Raw genomic sequence first — 14731 nt, 5'->3', positions numbered from 1 at the left:
CGAACGCTTCTAGGCGTTCCGCTGTTCCTGCGCGGCCTCGGTGCGGGCGGCGAAGAAGGGCTTCAGGCGGGCCAGGGCGTCCTCGATCTCGGGCGTCGAGACGGCGAAGCTGAAGCGGATGAAGCGGTTGCCGTTGACCGGGTCGAAGTCCAGGCCCGGCGCCGTCGCCACGCCCGTCTCGCGCACCAGGGTCTCGCAGAAGGCCATGCTGTCGTTGGTCAGGTGGCCGATGTCGGCATAGATGTAGAAGGCGCCGTCCGGCGGCGCGATCGAGCGCAGGCCCATGGCGGGCAGGGCCTTCAGCATCAGCTCGCGGTTGGCGCGATAGACGTCGATGTTGGCTTCCAGCTCTTCCTCGCAGTCCATGGCGGCCAGCCCGGCGAACTGGCTGAGCGTCGGCGGCGTCAGGAACATGTTGCCCATGCGCGCGCGGGCCTGCTGGACCTCTTCTTCCGGCAGGATCAGCCAGCCCAGCCGCCAGCCCGCCATGCTCCAGTATTTGGAGAAGCTGTTGACGATCATGGCCTTGTCGTCGAACTGCAGCATGCAGGGCGTGTCGTGGCCGTAGGTGATGCCGTGATAGATCTCGTCCGAGATGATGCTGATGTTCCGCTCGCGGCAGACCTCGACGATGGCCTTCAGCTCGTCCTCGGCGATGACGGTGCCGGTCGGGTTGGCCGGGCTGGCGACGATGACGCCCTGGGGCGCCGGGTCGAGGTCACGCAGGGCCTGAGCCGTCAGCTGGAAGCGCACGTCGGCGCCGCAGTCGATCTCTTGCGGCACGATGTGCAGGGCCTTCATCGTGTTGCGATAGGCGACATAGCCGGGCCGGGCGATGGCCACGCGGTCGCCGGGGGCGAAGCGCATGTTCAGCGCCACCACCAGGGCGGGCGAGGCGCCGGCGGTCATGATGACGCGCTCGGGGTCGATGACGACGCCGTAGCGGTCCTTGTACAGCTTGGCCACGCGGGCGCGCAACAGGGGGCTTTCCCAATAGCCGCCGGCCTCGGCGTCGATCACGCGGTGCGCCTCGGCGAGGGCGCGGCTGGGGGCGCCGGTCGAGGGCTGGCCGAACTCCATATGGATGACCGACTGGCCTTCGGCCTTCATCGCGTGAGCGATGCGGCTGATGGCGATGGCGCGGAAGGGTTCGATTTCTACTGTCATGTCAAAGCGTCGGCCAATCTGAGGAAGCCCGCCACGTCGATGGTCTCGGCGCGGGCGTCGGGTTCGATTCCAGCGGCCTCGCACAGGGCGGCGCCGCCAAGTTGTTTCAGGCTGGAGCGCAGCATCTTGCGACGCTGGCCGAATGCGGCCGCCGTGACCCGTTCCAGCCGCTTCAGGCGGTCGGGGGCGGGGCGCTCGCTCAACGGTATCAGATGAACCACGGCCGACGCCACCTTGGGTGGCGGGGTGAAGGCGGCGGCGGGCAGGTGCATGACGATGCGCGCCTCGGCCACGGCCTGGCTGATGACGGCCAGGCGGCCGTAGGCGTCCTCGCCCGGCTGGGCCACCACGCGCTCGGCGACCTCCTTCTGGAACATCAGGGTCAGGGCGCACGGCGTCCACGGCCCGGTTAGCCACTTGATCAACAGCGGCGTGCCGACGTTGTAGGGCAGGTTGGAGACCAGATGCGCGGGTCCCTCGACCAGTTCGGCTTCCCTCACCTTCAGGGCGTCGGCCTCGACAATGGTCAGGTGGCCCGAGCCGTCGTCCAGTTCGGACAGCAGGGGGATGAAGCGCGGGTCCTTCTCGACCAGCACCACCTTGCCCGCATCGCTTTCCAGCAGGGCGCGGGTCAGGCCGCCTGGGCCGGGACCGACCTCGATGACGGCGCGGCCGTCGAACGGCCCGGCATAGCGGACAATCTTCCGCGTGACGTTGAGGTCCAGCAGGAAGTGCTGGCCGAAGCTCTTCTTGGCCGACAGGCCGTGGGCGTCGAGCGTTTCACGCAGGGAGGGCAAGGTCACTTCTCCTTCTCCCCTCGGGGGAGAAGGTGGGCGGCGGAGCCGCTCGGATGAGGGGGCTGGGTCCGCCTCTGCGCCGCACGAAGGCGGATCGCGCCCAACAGGACGTTAGGGTCGGACAGGAAGGCCTCATTGCCCGATCTCAGCACCATAAATCCCGCCTGCTCCAGTCTGGCGTCACGTTCGGCATCCTGCGCCTCATGAAGCTTATGGACGCCGCCGTCCAGTTCTACGACGAGTCGAATTTCCGTGCAGGCGAAGTCGCAGATCACGCCGCAGACAGGCGTCTGTCGACGAAACTTGAGGTTATCGAAGCGGCGGTCGCGGACAATCCGCCAAAATATTTCCTCGGCGCGGGTGAGGGCTCGCCGTTGTCGGCGGGCGCGCTTCGTTCGGTCCGGCGTTTGCCACATGGCCGGCCGCCCCCTCATCCGAGCGGTTCCGTCGCCCACCTTCTCCCCCGAGGGGAGAAGGCTATCGGTTGGCGCGGGCGGACGCCATCTCGGAAGCCAGGCGGACGGCGGCGATGAAGCTGTCGGCGCGGGCGACGCCCTTGCCGGCGATGTCGAAGCCGGTGCCGTGGTCGGGCGAGGTGCGGACGATGGGCAGGCCAAGGGTGGCGTTCACCCCGCCCCAGAAGTCCAGCGTCTTCACCGGGATCAGCGCCTGATCGTGATAGAGGCAGACCACGGCGTCGTAGCGCGCCCGTGCTTCCTCGTGGAACAGGGTGTCGGCGGGCAGGGGATCGGTGATGTTCAGTCCCTCGGCGCGCAGGGCCTCGGCGGCGGGGCGCAGCACCGTCACCTCCTGCAGGCCGATGGCGCCGCCTTCGCCCGCGTGGGGGTTGAGGGCGGCCATGGCCAGGCGCGGCGCGGCGATGCCGAAGTCGCGCTTCATCGATTCGTGGACGACGCGAGCGACGCGGGCGACGCGCTCGCCCGTCACCAGTTCGGGCAACTGATCGATCGGCACATGGATGGTGACGAGGCAGGCGCGCAGGTCTTTCGCCGTCAGCATCATCACCGGGCCGCGCGTGCCGCTGAAGGGGACGTCGGCGGTCAGTTCGGCGATGAACTCGGTATGGCCCGGAAAGCGGAAGCCGGAGGCGTACATCGGCGCCTTGGCGATCGGCGCCGTCACCAAGCCGCAGCCTTCGCCCGACAGCACCAGATCGACGCCGCGCTCAATCCAGTCGGCCACGGCGACGGCGTTGGCGGGTTCAGGCTGGCCCGCCGTCACCGGCGCGGGCGCCGGATGGTGCAGGACGGGGACGGCGCGGCCGAAGACGCCGGCGGCGTCGGCAGGGCTGAGGACGGCTTCCACCGGCTGGCCCTGCGCCTTCAGCACCTCAGCGTCGCCGACGACGACGAAGGGCACGACCGGCGCCAGCGGGCCGGGCGCGGAGCCCAGCACCGACCAGGCGCGCCCGATGATTTCCGGCCCTACCCCGGCAGGGTCGCCCATCGTGACGATGAGCGGCCGGTTCATCGTCATTGCTTGATTTCGATGAGGGCGTCGGCCCGCAGGTCGCGCAGATAGCGGCGGCCCAGCATGGCGTAGTTCTGGTTCTGCAGACGGGCCTCGACCTGTTGCGCCGAGGGGGCGTCAGGGCCGCCCAGGCGACGGTCGCAGACGGCCAGCAGGTGGACGCCCAGCGGGGTGCGGACCGCCGTGCTGATCGAACCGACTTCGGCCGAGCGGGCGACCTGCTGGAACTGCGGCAACAAATCCGCGACGTCGCTCTCGCCCAGGTCGGCGCCCAGCAGGCCCGGCTCGGACCGCGCGCGGGTCAGGATGTTGTCGCACGTCAGCTGGCCGCGCAGGGCTTCGAGGCGCTGGGTTGCGGCGGCGACCTGAGCCTCGTCGGCGTTTTCCGGCAGTTCGACCATGACCTGCTTCATCTTGACCATGCTGGTCGAGGCGCCCGAGCGCTTGTCGCGCATGTAGAGGATGTAGACGCCGCCATCGACCGGGATCGGGTTCGACAACTGGCCCGGCTCCAGCGTTTCCATGACCGACTGCAGGGCGGGCTGGACCGTGCCCTGGACCACCCAGCCGGCGTCGCCGCCGCGGGCGGCCGAGGGGGCGGCCGAGAACTGACGCGCCACGGCCATGAAGGGGGCGCCTTGGATCATCTGCTGGACCAGTTGCTGGGCGCCGCTCATGGCTTCCTGCATCCCGCCGACGCGAGCGGCCTCCAGGTAGATTTCACCGATCAGATACTGAGGCTTGGTCGCCGACTCGGTCATCTGGCGCATAGTCTGATCGACCTGGCTCTTGCCGACGCGGGCGCGGTCGCGGAAGCGGCCGCCGACCAGTTCGCGCCAGCCGATCTCGGTGCGCATCTGCTCGCGGAAGGCGGGAATGCTGATGCCGCCCTGTTCCAGGAAGTTGACGTAGTTGGCCGGCGTCGTGCCCGCCTGACGCGCCATGTCGGCGATTTCCTGATCGACTTCGTCGTCGCCGATCTTCAACTGCTCGAACTTGGCGAGTTCGGCGGCCTGCAGGTGCTGGTCGATCAGATCGTTCAGCGCCTGCTGCTGGATGGCGCCGATGTTCTCTTCGGTCGGCTGGACCTGGGTCATGGCCATCAGCACCAGCATCCGCTGGCGCAGGTCGAAGCCGGTGATGATGCGGTCGTTGACCGTCGCGATGATGCCGTCGGACAGGCGGAACTGCGGCGCGGGGGCCGTGCGCTGAGGGGCTTCCTCGGCGGCGGGGTTCAGGGCGCCGGCGGCCGGCGTCTGGGGCGCGGCCTGCGCAGGAGCGGGAGACGCCGGAGTTTGAGCCGAGGAAGGCTCCACGGCCGCCACGACCATAAGGGCGGCCAGGGCGGCTCCCGTAGAGTAACGCATCAAACCCATCGTCAGTCCTGATTCCCTAAAGCGGTCCCGAGCCTGTCGGCGGCGCTGGCCGCGCCACAGCGCCAGGGCGCATGTTCCCCTACGCCGCAATGCGCGTCATGCCTACCGCATATCATTGCGATCATAGCCTGAAGCCCCAAAAGTGGCGAGGTTAAGACGGATGTAAACACCTTCGGCCGGGCCCGTCGGCCGCACGCGGGTATTGTCGCGGCGCCAACCCAGCTCGATGCGGAAGCAGTCGTCGTCGAACAGCAGGCCGACCTCCGACCGGGTGATGATGTCCCGCTCCAGGTCGGCGATCCCGGTCACCGCCACGCCCCAGTTGCCGTAGACGAACTGATGACCGGACAGCTGGACGAACTCGTAGTTGCGGTTCTCGGGTCCGCCCAGCGGGTTGGAGCGATCGACGATGTAGCTGACGCTGGCCAGGTTGCGACGCCCCCAGCGGCCGTCGACCGTGGCCTCGGCGCGGCGGATTTCGCCGTTGCCGTCGACCGTGGCGTGGAACCAGCCGCGCATTCGGTCCGAGGGATTGAACGTGCCTTGCACCACCCAGTCGGACGTCCGGCTGGCCAGGCCCGAGGGGTCGTAGAGGCGGGTCGGATCATCCGGGATCGGCGTCAGATATTCGTCCTGATCGTCGGCGCGCATGCTGCGGCCGATGAAGAGGCTGGCCGAGCGCACATCGTCCCAGCGCAGGGTGGCGCGGGCGCCCGCCGTGAAGCGCAGGCCGCCTTCCAGCAGGTCGTAGCCGGGGAAGCGGTCCATGCGGAACAGCGACAGGTGGTCCAGTTCGGTGATCTGGCTGTCCTCGTTCGGAATGAGCGGGTCGAGGTCGGCCTTGTTGGAGATCGACAGCTGGGCCATCGGCTCCAGGATCAGGTCGGACGAGGCGCTGAGGCGGCGATACAGGGGATAGCTGACGTCGACCCCGGCGCTGGTCCGCGCGCGGGCGTGGGTTTGGTCCTCGACGCCCAGGGAGGGCGGCAGGTCGTCCACCGAATAGAAGTCGGCGCGCAGGTCCACGAACGGCTCCCATCGCAGGCCGATCGGCGAGATCATCACCCGGCGCCATTCCGCCTGGCCGGTGACGCGACGGCTGTCGACGCCGGGCAGGCCGTCGGTCGGGCCGCCCGGAATCAGCTCCGGCGCCAGGGTCGGGAAGCCGACATAGGCGTCACGGGTCAGCGCCACGGCCGAGCCGCGCAGACGCAGGCGGCCGCCGAAGACGGGGCCTTCCGGCTCCCAGCGCGCCTCGATCAGGGGCGCCACCAGCGGCAGGGTGTTGTCGTCCTCGAACACCAGATAGCCGCTGGAATCGCGGAAGTCGGTGTCCGAATAGGACGGATCGAGCCGCAGGCTCTGCATGGCGAAGGCCGCGACCGACAGATAGGAGCGCTCGGTCTGGCGCTCGGCGTAGATCTGGCTGATCAGGCGGCGGCTGTCGCCGTAGTAGAGGCCGTTGTCCTGATAGGCGTCGCGCACGTCATAGCGGTCGAACAGGGTCTTGTCCGAGACGCGCTCGGCCGTGAAGCCCCAGCGCCACGGGCCGTCCGGATCGAATGCGCCGTGAGCCAGCAGATAGCTGCGCGTGGTCTTGTCGCCGAAGCGGACGTTGCTTTCCGCGCGGCCGTCGCCGTCCAGGTCGAAGTCGCCGAAGCTGCGGCCGTAGGTGGCCCCGCCGCGGGCCACGATGACGCCGTCGGTGAATCGCTTGCGCCATTGCAGGTTCAGCATGGGGGCGACCCGGGTGTTGAACTGCGGGCTGACCAGCACGTCTTCGGACGGCGAGATGACGTGCAGATAGGGAATCTCGAGCGAGACGCCCCGGCCGGACTGATAGTCGCCCCACGGCACCAGGAAGCCCGACGCCCGGTCCACCGTCGGGTCAGGATGCGAGAAGGCGGGCAGGTAGAAGATCGGCACCCCGCCCAGGCGGAACACCACGTCGCGATAGAGGATCGCGCGCAGCTCCTCGTTCTGCACCGCCTTGGAGGCCTGGATGGAGACGCTGGGCGTCTTGGCCGCGCCGTCCACGGTGCAGATGGGGCAGGGGGTGAAGATGACGTTGTTCAGCTCGCTGACCGTCTCGGAGCGCCGCACGGCGGTGGCGGCCATCAGGCTGGAGCCGTTCGACAGGCGCGTGGCCAGATCGACGGCCACGCCCGCCTTGAGATCGGAATCGAGCTCGATCCGCTCGGCGTGGACGACCGAGCCGTCCGGCGCGGTCAGCTCCGCGTCGCCCGAGGCCGTGGCGATGCGGTTCTGCAGGTCATAGGTGACGTCCTGGGCGCGCAGGCTGTGGTCCTGGAAGCGGGCCATGACCCGATCCTCGGGCGAGCCCTGGGCTGAGACGACGTCGCCCTGGCGCTGGGCGGAATCCGCATCGACGAAGACGGCGTCGGGCGTCAGGCCGTCTGCGCCCGGCGTCTGCGGCGTCGCGGCCGCCGGCTGCGCCGAGGCGGAGGCGGGGGCTTCCTGGGCCTGGGCGAACGCAGGCTGAGACAGGGGCGCGCCTATGACCAACGCCGCGCCGGTCAAAAGCCGAAGACGCAAGGCTCCCATAGGGGGAGACGGCGATTGGTCATGCGTTGTCCACTCATTGCCGGCCGGGCGGAAACGGCCCGATTAGCCGTCTTCGGTATAGATCAGCAAGGTAAAGGCGGCGAGAGCCGTCAATATCGGGGGCAACCAGGCGGCGATCACGGGCGGAACGACCTCGGCCGAACCCATGGCGGACGAGAACTGGTTCAGGAAGAAGAAGGCGAAGCCCAGCACCACGGCGGCCACGGTCATCCGCGCCAGATCGCCCAGCCGCATCAGCCGCAGCGAGAAGGCCGCCGCGAGGATGGACATGGCGCCGAAGATCAGGGGCGTGGCCAGAAGCTGCTGCAGCCGCAGCTGATAGGCGGTCGAGGCGAAGCCCGCGTCCTCGATGCGGCGAGATCTGGTTGGGCAGGGACCAGAAGGGCGTCGACTGCGGTCGGGCGAAGCGCTGGAAGGCTTCCTCGTCGGCCAGGTTGGACGGCAGGTCCAGGGTGGCGTAGCGCACCGCTCGCTGGCCCGTTTGAGCGCCCGCCGCATCGGTCAGCCGCCAGCGCCCGGCGTTGAGCGAGGCCGTCGCCGCGTCGATGCGCTCGGTGAAGACGCGCCGCCCCGAGGAGGTGGTGGTGTAGATGAAGAAGGTCGCGTCCAGCAGCCGCCCGCTGGCCTGTTCCTGCCGGGCGCCGCGAATGATCATCTGGCGGTTGGCGTCGCCCTCGCGCAGCCAGACCGCCTCGTTGGACGCGCCGCCGGGGACGGAGCCGGAGATGCGGGCGCGTTCGCGCTGCCACACCGCGTCGCCCGCCGCCGCCATCGGCCCCAGAACCGTGACCGTCAGGACGCCCAGGGCCACCGCCGCGCCCGCCGCCGGCAGGACGAAGCGCCAGGCCGAGACGCCCGCCGCCCGCATGGCGATCAGCTCGCTGCGCCGGTTCAGGCTGACGAAGGCCCCCAGGGTGCCGAACAGGAAGACGAAGGGCAGAAGCTGCACGATGACCGAGGGCGACTTGACCATCACCAGGCCCAGGATGCGCCCGCCTGACAGTTCGCCCGACGAGTTCAGCCCGCGCGAGACCTCGACGAAGTCGATCAGCATGACCAGGGCGGCGATGACGGCCAGGGCCACGCCCAGCGACTTCATCTGCTGGATCAGCACATAGCGTTCGATGCGGCCGAGACGGAGCTTCATGCGAACCTCGCCTTCAGGCGTTCCAGCGGCGCCCAGGCGCGGCGACGGCGCGGCTTGAGCGCGCGGAACAGGATGCGCAGGGCCAGGGCGGTCGCCGCCAGCGGCACGACGTATTGCAGGATGTTCAGCGCGCCGTTCCAGGCGCTCCCCGCCACCAGGCCGTAGCCGATGACGCGCAGGATCAGAAAGGCCCCGGCGGCCCTAGCGATGCGTCCGGCGTAGCCGCTGCGGCTGAAGGCCCCGCCCAGGATCGCCGCCAGCGCAAAGGCCATGGCCGCGAGAGCATAGAGGGGCGAGGCCAGTCGCGAATGGCCCTCGGCCGCCAGTTCGCCGCGTGTTCCGGCGCTCTCCAGCAGGGCGGGAGTCGGATCAAACAGGTCGGTCAGCCACAGGTCCGACGGCTTGAAGCGGATGCGCTCAGTGGTCTTGGCGTAGGGCGACAGGTCGAACACCTGCTGGTCGAACGACAGTTGGTTCAGCACCTCGCGCGAGGAATAGCGCTGCATCGACCCGTTCTGCATGGTCAGCACCGGCAGACCGTCGACGCGGCCGAAACGGGCGGTGTCGGCGTCCCAGGTCGTGACCGTCTTGCCGTTGTCCAGGTAGACGAAGAGGTTCTTCATCAGACCGTTCTGCTCGATCTGCTGGACGTAGACGGTCAGGCCGTCAGGGCCCTGGACGAAGCGGCCTTCCTCGACCAGCAGGGCGGCCAGGTCGGTGCGGATGGCGAAGGCCTGGCGGCGGCCCTCGCGTTGGGCCCAGGGCTGGACGAAGACGTTCACCAGCAGGGCGACGACCGTGATGATCAGGGCGATCTGCAGGGCGGGCCGGATCAGGGCCCACCGGCTGACCCCGGCGGCGTAGGCGGCGGTCAGCTCCTGTTCCCGCTGCAGCCGCGTCAGGGCGATCAGGGCGCCGACGAACAGGCCGATGGGCAGGATGACGGCGATCAGCTGCGGCAGGGCCAGCAGGGTCAGCTTGACCATGACCCAGACGCTCTGGCCGCGCTCGACGATGACCTCCAGCTGATCCAGGCTCTGGCTCAGCAGGCCGATGCCGGCCAGCGCCGCGACCGCCGCCACGATGGGCAGACCGATCTGGCGGAAAAGATACCTCTGAATCAGGGTCATGCGGCGGGTAAGGTCGTATAATCGGCTGCCAGCGTGTTGCAGCCCAGGGCGATGCGAGCCATGTAATACACATCCGGCCGCCCCGACGAAACCGTCGCCGCGACCATGGCAAATTCAAGCGTGGCCGGGGCAGATTTCCGGCCTGGAGTCAGTTTAATGAAAATCGAATTCGTCGCTTCGCCCGGCGCCGCCGAGATTCTTGCCGTGCTGGCGCATGAAGGACGAGCCCTCGCCGGCGCCGGTTCGGCGCTGGATCAGGTCGCCTCGGGCGCCCTGGCCAAGGCGATGAAGAACAGCCGCTTCACCGGCGCCGCCAACAGCAGCCTGAACGTCGCGGCCCCGGCCGGGATCGACGCGAACGCCGTCCTGCTGGTCGGCGCGGGCGCGGCGGACAAGCTGGACGATCTGGCGGTCGAAACCGCCGCCGCCGCCGCCTATCAGGCGACCAAGCTGTCGGGCGCCGAAGTCCTGACGATCGATGTCTCGCACCTGTCGCCGGAACTGGCCGCCCGCGCCGGTTTCGCCGTGCGCCTGGCCGCCTATCGCTTCGCCAAATACCTGACCAAGCAGAAGGCCGAGAAGATCCCGTCGGTGACGACCGTGCGCGTCGTGACCTCGGACGTGAAGGCCGCCGAGGCCGCCTTCGCCCCGCTGTCGGCCGTGGCTGACGCGGTGCTGTTCTCGCGCGATCTGGTGTCTGAGCCCGCCAACATCCTGTACCCGGCCGAGTTCGCGCGCCGCGTGAAGGAGCTGGAGGCCCTGGGCGCCAAGGTCGAGATCCTGGGCGAGGCCGAGATGGAGAAGCTGGGCATGGGCTCGCTGCTCGGCGTCGGCATGGGCTCGGTGCGTGAAAGCCAGCTGGCCGTCATCCAGTGGAACGGCGGCAAGGCGGGCGAGGCCCCCATCGCCTTCGTCGGCAAGGGCGTCTGCTTCGACACCGGCGGCATCAGCCTGAAGCCCGCCGACGGCATGGAAGAGATGAAGTGGGACATGGGCGGCGCCGCCGCCGTGGCGGGCCTGATGCACGCCCTGGCCGGTCGGAAGGCCAAGGTCAACGTGGTCGGCGTCCTGGGCCTGGTCGAGAACATGCCGGACGGCGCCGCCCAGCGCCCGGGCGACGTGGTCACCTCCATGTCGGGCCAGACCATCGAGGTGCTGAACACCGACGCCGAGGGCCGCCTCGTTCTGGCGGACGCGCTCTGGTACACGCAGGACCGCTTCAAGCCGAAGTTCATGATCGACCTGGCCACCCTGACGGGCGCCATCATCATCTCGCTGGGCCTGGAATATGCGGGCGTCTTCTCCAACAGCGACGAACTGGCCGCCAACATCGCCGACGCCGGTCCCAAGGTGGGCGAGAAGTCGTGGCGGATGCCGATCCCGGCCGAATACGACCGCCACATCGACAGCCCAATCGCCGATGTGAAGAACATGGGCAACGGCCGCGCCGGCGGCTCGATCACCGCCGCCCTGTTCCTGCAACGCTTCACCAACGGCGTGCCGTGGGCGCACATCGACATCGCCTCGACGGCCTGGGTCAAGGATTCCAAGAACCCGACCGTGCCGGACGGCGCCGTGGGTTATGGCGTGCGTCTGCTCGACCGCATGGTCGCCGACCACTACGAAGGCTGATCTCAGTTCAGGAAGGTAGGGCCGGGTGTCTGACGCCAAGCCGGAAATCTGGTTCTACCACTTGGAGCGGTCCACGCTGGAACAGGTGCTGCCGACCTTGCTGGAGCGCACGCTTCAGCGGGGCTGGCGCGCCCTGATCCGGGGTGCGACCTCGCACCGGCTCGACGATATCGACGAGCTGTTGTGGACCTATCGCGACGACAGTTTCCTGCCTCACGGACGGGCCGACGGCGACCACGCCGCGCGCCAGCCTGTGCTCCTGTCCGAATCGGGCGAGAATCTGAATGGCGCTCAGGCGCTGTTCATCGTCGATGATTCAGAGCTTGGGGCCATGCAGGAGTTCGCACGTTGCTTCATCATCTTCGACGGTCGGGACGAGCAGGCGCTGAACCATGCGCGCGGGCGCTGGCGGACGCTGAAGGCGGACGGCGCCGACCTGGCCTACTGGAAACAATCGGACGAGGGGCGCTGGGAAAAGGCGGCCTGATCCTGACGCTCGGCGCTCTGACCGTGGCGGCCTGCGCCTCGCCCCCGCCGCGCTATCCCACGCAGCCGACCGCGCCCGCTGCGACGGCGCCGCCGCCTGTGTCGCCGACCGAGCGGCCCTATCTCTCTGAACCGGGCGTGGCGACTTCAGCCCGTTCAGGTTCGGATCGTTCTGCTGCGGCTGGGGCGAAGATGTGCAACGCTGATGAGTTTCAGTGGCTGGTTGGGAAACCCCGCAGCGAAATCCCCGTTCCGGTGGATGTGGTGAACCGGCGCGTTGCCTGCACGACCTGCCCCATCACTGAAGATTATTCGCCTTACCGTTTGAATATTTTCTATAATAGGCAGACGGGCCTGATCGAACAGGTCCGCTGCGGCTGATCGAAAGGACGCCGCCATGAAATCCATTCTGACCCTGAGCGCCGCTGCGGGCTTCCTCGCTCTGGCCGCCTGCGCCCCGACCCAGGGCGGCGGCGCGACGCCGACGCCGGGCGGCGAGGCCACGCCCGTCGCCTGCAAGGCCAGCGATTATCAGGACTATGTCGGTCGCAACCGCTCGACCATTCCGACCGCGCCGGAAGGCCGCATCTTCCGCGTCCTGTGCAGCAGCTGCGCGGCGACCATGGATTATCGGGATAACCGCGTGACCTTCACCTACGACGACAAGACGGAAGTCGTGACGCGCGTCAGCTGCGGGTAAGGTCCCTGGAATATCCGCTCGTCCCGGCGGAACCTATCGCTCCAGGCCGTAGAGGGCGTCGGCGACGTCCTCTACCTTCTGGCGCACCACGGTTTCGGCATCGCGCAGGCCGCGGTTATAGAACAGGCGGCCGATGTCCCGGCCGATGAACTCGACCAGCATCTCCGCGGGGAGGCGGCCGACCTCGACCTCCATCTCGTCGCGCAGATAGGCCTGCAGGCGGGCGGCCGCCTCCTGCATCTCGTCCTTGGACAGCAGGGGTGGCGGGGCCTTGACCATCACGCCACCTCCGCCAGGGCTTCTTCGGCGGCGATCCAGTCGGCCTCGGCCTGATCCAGGTCGGTCTGGGCCTTGGCGCGGGCACGGGTCAGGCCTTCCAGCTTCTTGGGATCATTGACGGCGGCGTTGGCCAGGTCGTCGTCTAGGCGCGCCAGATCGGCGGTCAGCTGAGCCATTCGGTCCTCGGCCTTCTTCACCGCATGGCGCAGGGTCGAGGGCGAGGGGCCTTTCTTCTTCTCGGCCTTGGGCGCGGCGGCGGGCGCGGGGGCCTCGGCGGCGACCTCCTCATGCCTGACCTGGCTGGGCTTCATGCCCGCCTGTTTGGCGCGGTCGAGGACGAACTTCTGATAGTCGTCCATGTCGCCCTCGAACGGCTTCACCGACCCATCGGCGGCCAGCCACAGGCGGTCGGCCACCAGCTCCATCAGCGAGCGGTCGTGGGTGATCAGGATGACCGCGCCCGTATATTCATTCAGCGCGTCCAGCAGGGCGCGGCGGCTGTCGATATCCAGGTGGTTGGTCGGTTCGTCCAGGATCAGGATGTGCGGCGCGTCCATCGCCACCAGGTTCAGCAGCAGGCGCGCCCGCTCGCCGCCTGACAGGGCGCCGACGGTGGTTTCCTGCTTCTCGAACGGCAGGCCGAACTGGGCCAGGCGGCTGCGGCGGCTGGATTCCGAGGCGTCCGGCATGGCGCGGCGGATGATCTCCAGCGGCGTGTCGGTCGGGTCCATCGCCTCGATCTGGTGCTGGTGAAACCAGCCCACGCGCATCTTGCCGTCGCGATGGAACTCGCCCGTCTCGATGGTCAGCGCCTTGGCGATCAGCTTGGCGAAGGTCGACTTGCCCGCCCCGTTGACGCCCAGCAGGCCGATGCGGTCGTCCAGGTCCATCCGCAGATTCAGGTTCTTCAGGATCGGCTTGCCCGGTTCATAGCCGACGTTGGCCTTCTCCAGCCGGATCAGCGGCGGGGGCAGGGGGCGTTCGGGCGAGGGCAGGGTGAAGGGGGCGACGCGCTCTTCCGGCGGCAGTTCGATGCGCTGCATCTTCTCCAGCCGCTTGACGCGCGACTGGGCCTGCGTGGCCTTCGACGCCTTGGCCTTGAAGCGGTCGATGAACTTCTGCAGGTGGGCGCGCTCGGCGTCCTGCTTGGCCTGGGTCGACGCCATCAGGCGCAGTTTTTCGGCCCGCGTCTTTTCGAAGGTGTCGTAGTTGCCGGTGTAGAGGTCCAGCTTGCGGTTCGACAGCTGCAGGATGTGGGTGCAGACGCCGTTCAGCAGTTCGCGGTCGTGGCTGATGATCAGAGCCGTGTGCGGATAGCGCTTCAGCCGCTGCTCCAGCCACAGGGCGCCTTCCAGGTCGAGGTAGTTGGTCGGTTCGTCCAGCAGCAGCATGTCCGGCTCGGCGAACAGGGCGGCGGCCAGGGCGACGCGCATCCGCCAGCCGCCCGAGAACTCGGCCATCGGGCGCAGGATGTCGTCATGACTGAAGCCTAGACCCGCCAGGATTTCAGACGCGCGGGCGGGGGCGCTGTCGGCGTCGATCTCGATCAGACGACCCCAGATCTCGCCCATCTCTTCCGGTTCGGCGGTTTCCAGCCGGGTCAGCAGGTCGTGGCGCTCGACGTCGGCTTCGAGAATGGTGTCCAGAACGCTGACCGGCGTGGCGGGGTGTTCCTGATCGACCGAGCCGATGCGGGCGGTCTTGGGCAGGGAGATTTCGTCGCCATTGGCGGCTAGTTCGCCCAGGATCAGCTTGAACAGGGTCGACTTGCCGATGCCGTTGCGGCCGACCAGGCCGACCTTGGACCCCGGCGGCAGGCTGACGGAGGCGTCGTCCAGGAACTCGCGGCCCCAGGCGTTGTAGGTCAGGTTTTTGATCTGCAGCATGGGAACCGGAAAGAAAAAGGCTTACGCGCGGGGATATTGGAAAGATGTGCGGCG

The 14731-nt window shown here is 68.4% G+C and carries 14 protein-coding genes and 1 pseudogene; 4 read left to right on the top strand and 11 right to left on the bottom strand.

All coding sequences use genetic code 11. From position 1 onward, the window contains the following. Nucleotides 1–9: 9 nt before the first annotated feature. The 9 genes and pseudogenes from AC52GN_RS09090 to AC52GN_RS09050 form a co-directional block, all read right to left on the bottom strand. Nucleotides 10–1167, bottom strand: a complete 1158-nt coding sequence (locus AC52GN_RS09090) for a pyridoxal phosphate-dependent aminotransferase (protein WP_496526827.1) — start codon at nt 1165–1167, stop codon at nt 10–12. Next, a complete protein-coding gene (gene rsmA / locus AC52GN_RS09085; RefSeq protein ID WP_312218431.1) occupies nt 1164–1970 on the bottom strand; it encodes a 16S rRNA (adenine(1518)-N(6)/adenine(1519)-N(6))-dimethyltransferase RsmA in 807 nt (268 codons plus the stop codon). Before rsmA ends, AC52GN_RS09090 begins: the two co-directional genes overlap by 4 nt. Next, nucleotides 1967–2380: a DUF559 domain-containing protein gene (locus AC52GN_RS09080; RefSeq protein WP_496526826.1), complete on the bottom strand. Its 414-nt coding sequence runs from the start codon at nt 2378–2380 to the stop codon at nt 1967–1969. Before AC52GN_RS09080 ends, rsmA begins: the two co-directional genes overlap by 4 nt. Nucleotides 2381–2441: 61 nt before the next feature. Then, nucleotides 2442–3461, bottom strand: a complete 1020-nt coding sequence (pdxA, locus tag AC52GN_RS09075) for a 4-hydroxythreonine-4-phosphate dehydrogenase PdxA (protein WP_496526825.1) — start codon at nt 3459–3461, stop codon at nt 2442–2444. Further along, nucleotides 3458–4822, bottom strand: coding sequence for a peptidylprolyl isomerase (locus AC52GN_RS09070; RefSeq protein ID WP_291774290.1), 1365 nt, complete (start codon nt 4820–4822; stop codon nt 3458–3460). The genes pdxA and AC52GN_RS09070 overlap by 4 nt, the downstream gene beginning before the upstream one ends. Before the next feature lie 111 nt (nt 4823–4933). Continuing rightward, complete coding sequence (locus AC52GN_RS09065; RefSeq protein WP_496526824.1) at nt 4934–7396, bottom strand: LPS-assembly protein LptD; 2463 nt, start codon at nt 7394–7396, stop codon at nt 4934–4936. A 63-nt stretch (nt 7397–7459) separates the two neighbouring features. Next, entirely contained in the window at nt 7460–7915 is a 456-nt protein-coding gene (locus AC52GN_RS09060) for an LptF/LptG family permease (protein ID WP_496528795.1), read from the bottom strand. After that, a pseudogene (locus AC52GN_RS09055) lies at nt 7839–8516 on the bottom strand (LptF/LptG family permease); the annotation flags it as partial. The pseudogene AC52GN_RS09055 and the gene AC52GN_RS09060, both read right to left, overlap by 77 nt. Nucleotides 8517–8560: 44 nt before the next feature. Continuing rightward, nucleotides 8561–9694: an LptF/LptG family permease gene (locus tag AC52GN_RS09050; protein ID WP_496526823.1), complete on the bottom strand. Its 1134-nt coding sequence runs from the start codon at nt 9692–9694 to the stop codon at nt 8561–8563. A gap of 156 nt (nt 9695–9850) precedes the next feature. Between AC52GN_RS09050 and AC52GN_RS09045 the strand changes: the two genes are divergently transcribed. The 4 genes from AC52GN_RS09045 (at nt 9851) to AC52GN_RS09030 (ending at nt 12512) form a co-directional block, all read left to right on the top strand. After that, on the top strand, nt 9851–11326 hold the full coding sequence (locus tag AC52GN_RS09045) for a leucyl aminopeptidase (protein ID WP_496526822.1): 1476 nt from the start codon (nt 9851–9853) through the stop codon (nt 11324–11326). Nucleotides 11327–11351: 25 nt separating this feature from the next. Beyond that, nucleotides 11352–11813, top strand: a complete 462-nt coding sequence (locus AC52GN_RS09040; RefSeq protein WP_291774301.1) for a DNA polymerase III subunit chi — start codon at nt 11352–11354, stop codon at nt 11811–11813. A gap of 98 nt (nt 11814–11911) precedes the next feature. Further along, entirely contained in the window at nt 11912–12193 is a 282-nt protein-coding gene (locus AC52GN_RS09035) for a hypothetical protein (RefSeq protein ID WP_312218424.1), read from the top strand. A 16-nt stretch (nt 12194–12209) separates the two neighbouring features. After that, complete coding sequence (locus tag AC52GN_RS09030) at nt 12210–12512, top strand: hemolysin (protein ID WP_346486556.1); 303 nt, start codon at nt 12210–12212, stop codon at nt 12510–12512. Nucleotides 12513–12545: 33 nt separating this feature from the next. On the opposite strand, the gene AC52GN_RS09025 is transcribed toward AC52GN_RS09030, so the two are convergent. After that, a complete protein-coding gene (locus tag AC52GN_RS09025) occupies nt 12546–12791 on the bottom strand; it encodes a DUF2164 family protein (protein ID WP_496528794.1) in 246 nt (81 codons plus the stop codon). Next, nucleotides 12791–14677, bottom strand: coding sequence for an ABC-F family ATP-binding cassette domain-containing protein (locus AC52GN_RS09020; protein ID WP_496526821.1), 1887 nt, complete (start codon nt 14675–14677; stop codon nt 12791–12793). The genes AC52GN_RS09025 and AC52GN_RS09020 overlap by 1 nt, the downstream gene beginning before the upstream one ends. Nucleotides 14678–14731: the final 54 nt, after the last annotated feature.

This window comes from Brevundimonas sp. SS2672, from assembly GCF_059579685.1.
Note: the sequence above shows the minus strand (reverse complement) of the source record. Positions and strands in the feature narration are given on the sequence as shown.

Bases quoted from the DNA above. Each gene is read 5' to 3' on its own strand.
- AC52GN_RS09090 (WP_496526827.1), bottom strand. From the start codon at position 1,167: ATGACAGTAGAAATCGAACCCTTCCGCGCCATCGCCATCAGCCGCATC.
- AC52GN_RS09080 (WP_496526826.1), bottom strand. From the start codon at position 2,380: ATGTGGCAAACGCCGGACCGAACGAAGCGCGCCCGCCGACAACGGCGA.
- pdxA (WP_496526825.1), bottom strand. From the start codon at position 3,461: ATGACGATGAACCGGCCGCTCATCGTCACGATGGGCGACCCTGCCGGG.
- AC52GN_RS09070 (WP_291774290.1), bottom strand. From the start codon at position 4,822: ATGCGTTACTCTACGGGAGCCGCCCTGGCCGCCCTTATGGTCGTGGCG.
- AC52GN_RS09065 (WP_496526824.1), bottom strand. From the start codon at position 7,396: ATGGGAGCCTTGCGTCTTCGGCTTTTGACCGGCGCGGCGTTGGTCATA.
- AC52GN_RS09060 (WP_496528795.1), bottom strand. From the start codon at position 7,915: ATGCGGCGGGCGCTCAAACGGGCCAGCGAGCGGTGCGCTACGCCACCC.
- AC52GN_RS09050 (WP_496526823.1), bottom strand. From the start codon at position 9,694: ATGACCCTGATTCAGAGGTATCTTTTCCGCCAGATCGGTCTGCCCATC.
- AC52GN_RS09045 (WP_496526822.1), top strand. From the start codon at position 9,851: ATGAAAATCGAATTCGTCGCTTCGCCCGGCGCCGCCGAGATTCTTGCC.
- AC52GN_RS09030 (WP_346486556.1), top strand. From the start codon at position 12,210: ATGAAATCCATTCTGACCCTGAGCGCCGCTGCGGGCTTCCTCGCTCTG.
- AC52GN_RS09025 (WP_496528794.1), bottom strand. From the start codon at position 12,791: ATGGTCAAGGCCCCGCCACCCCTGCTGTCCAAGGACGAGATGCAGGAG.
- AC52GN_RS09020 (WP_496526821.1), bottom strand. From the start codon at position 14,677: ATGCTGCAGATCAAAAACCTGACCTACAACGCCTGGGGCCGCGAGTTC.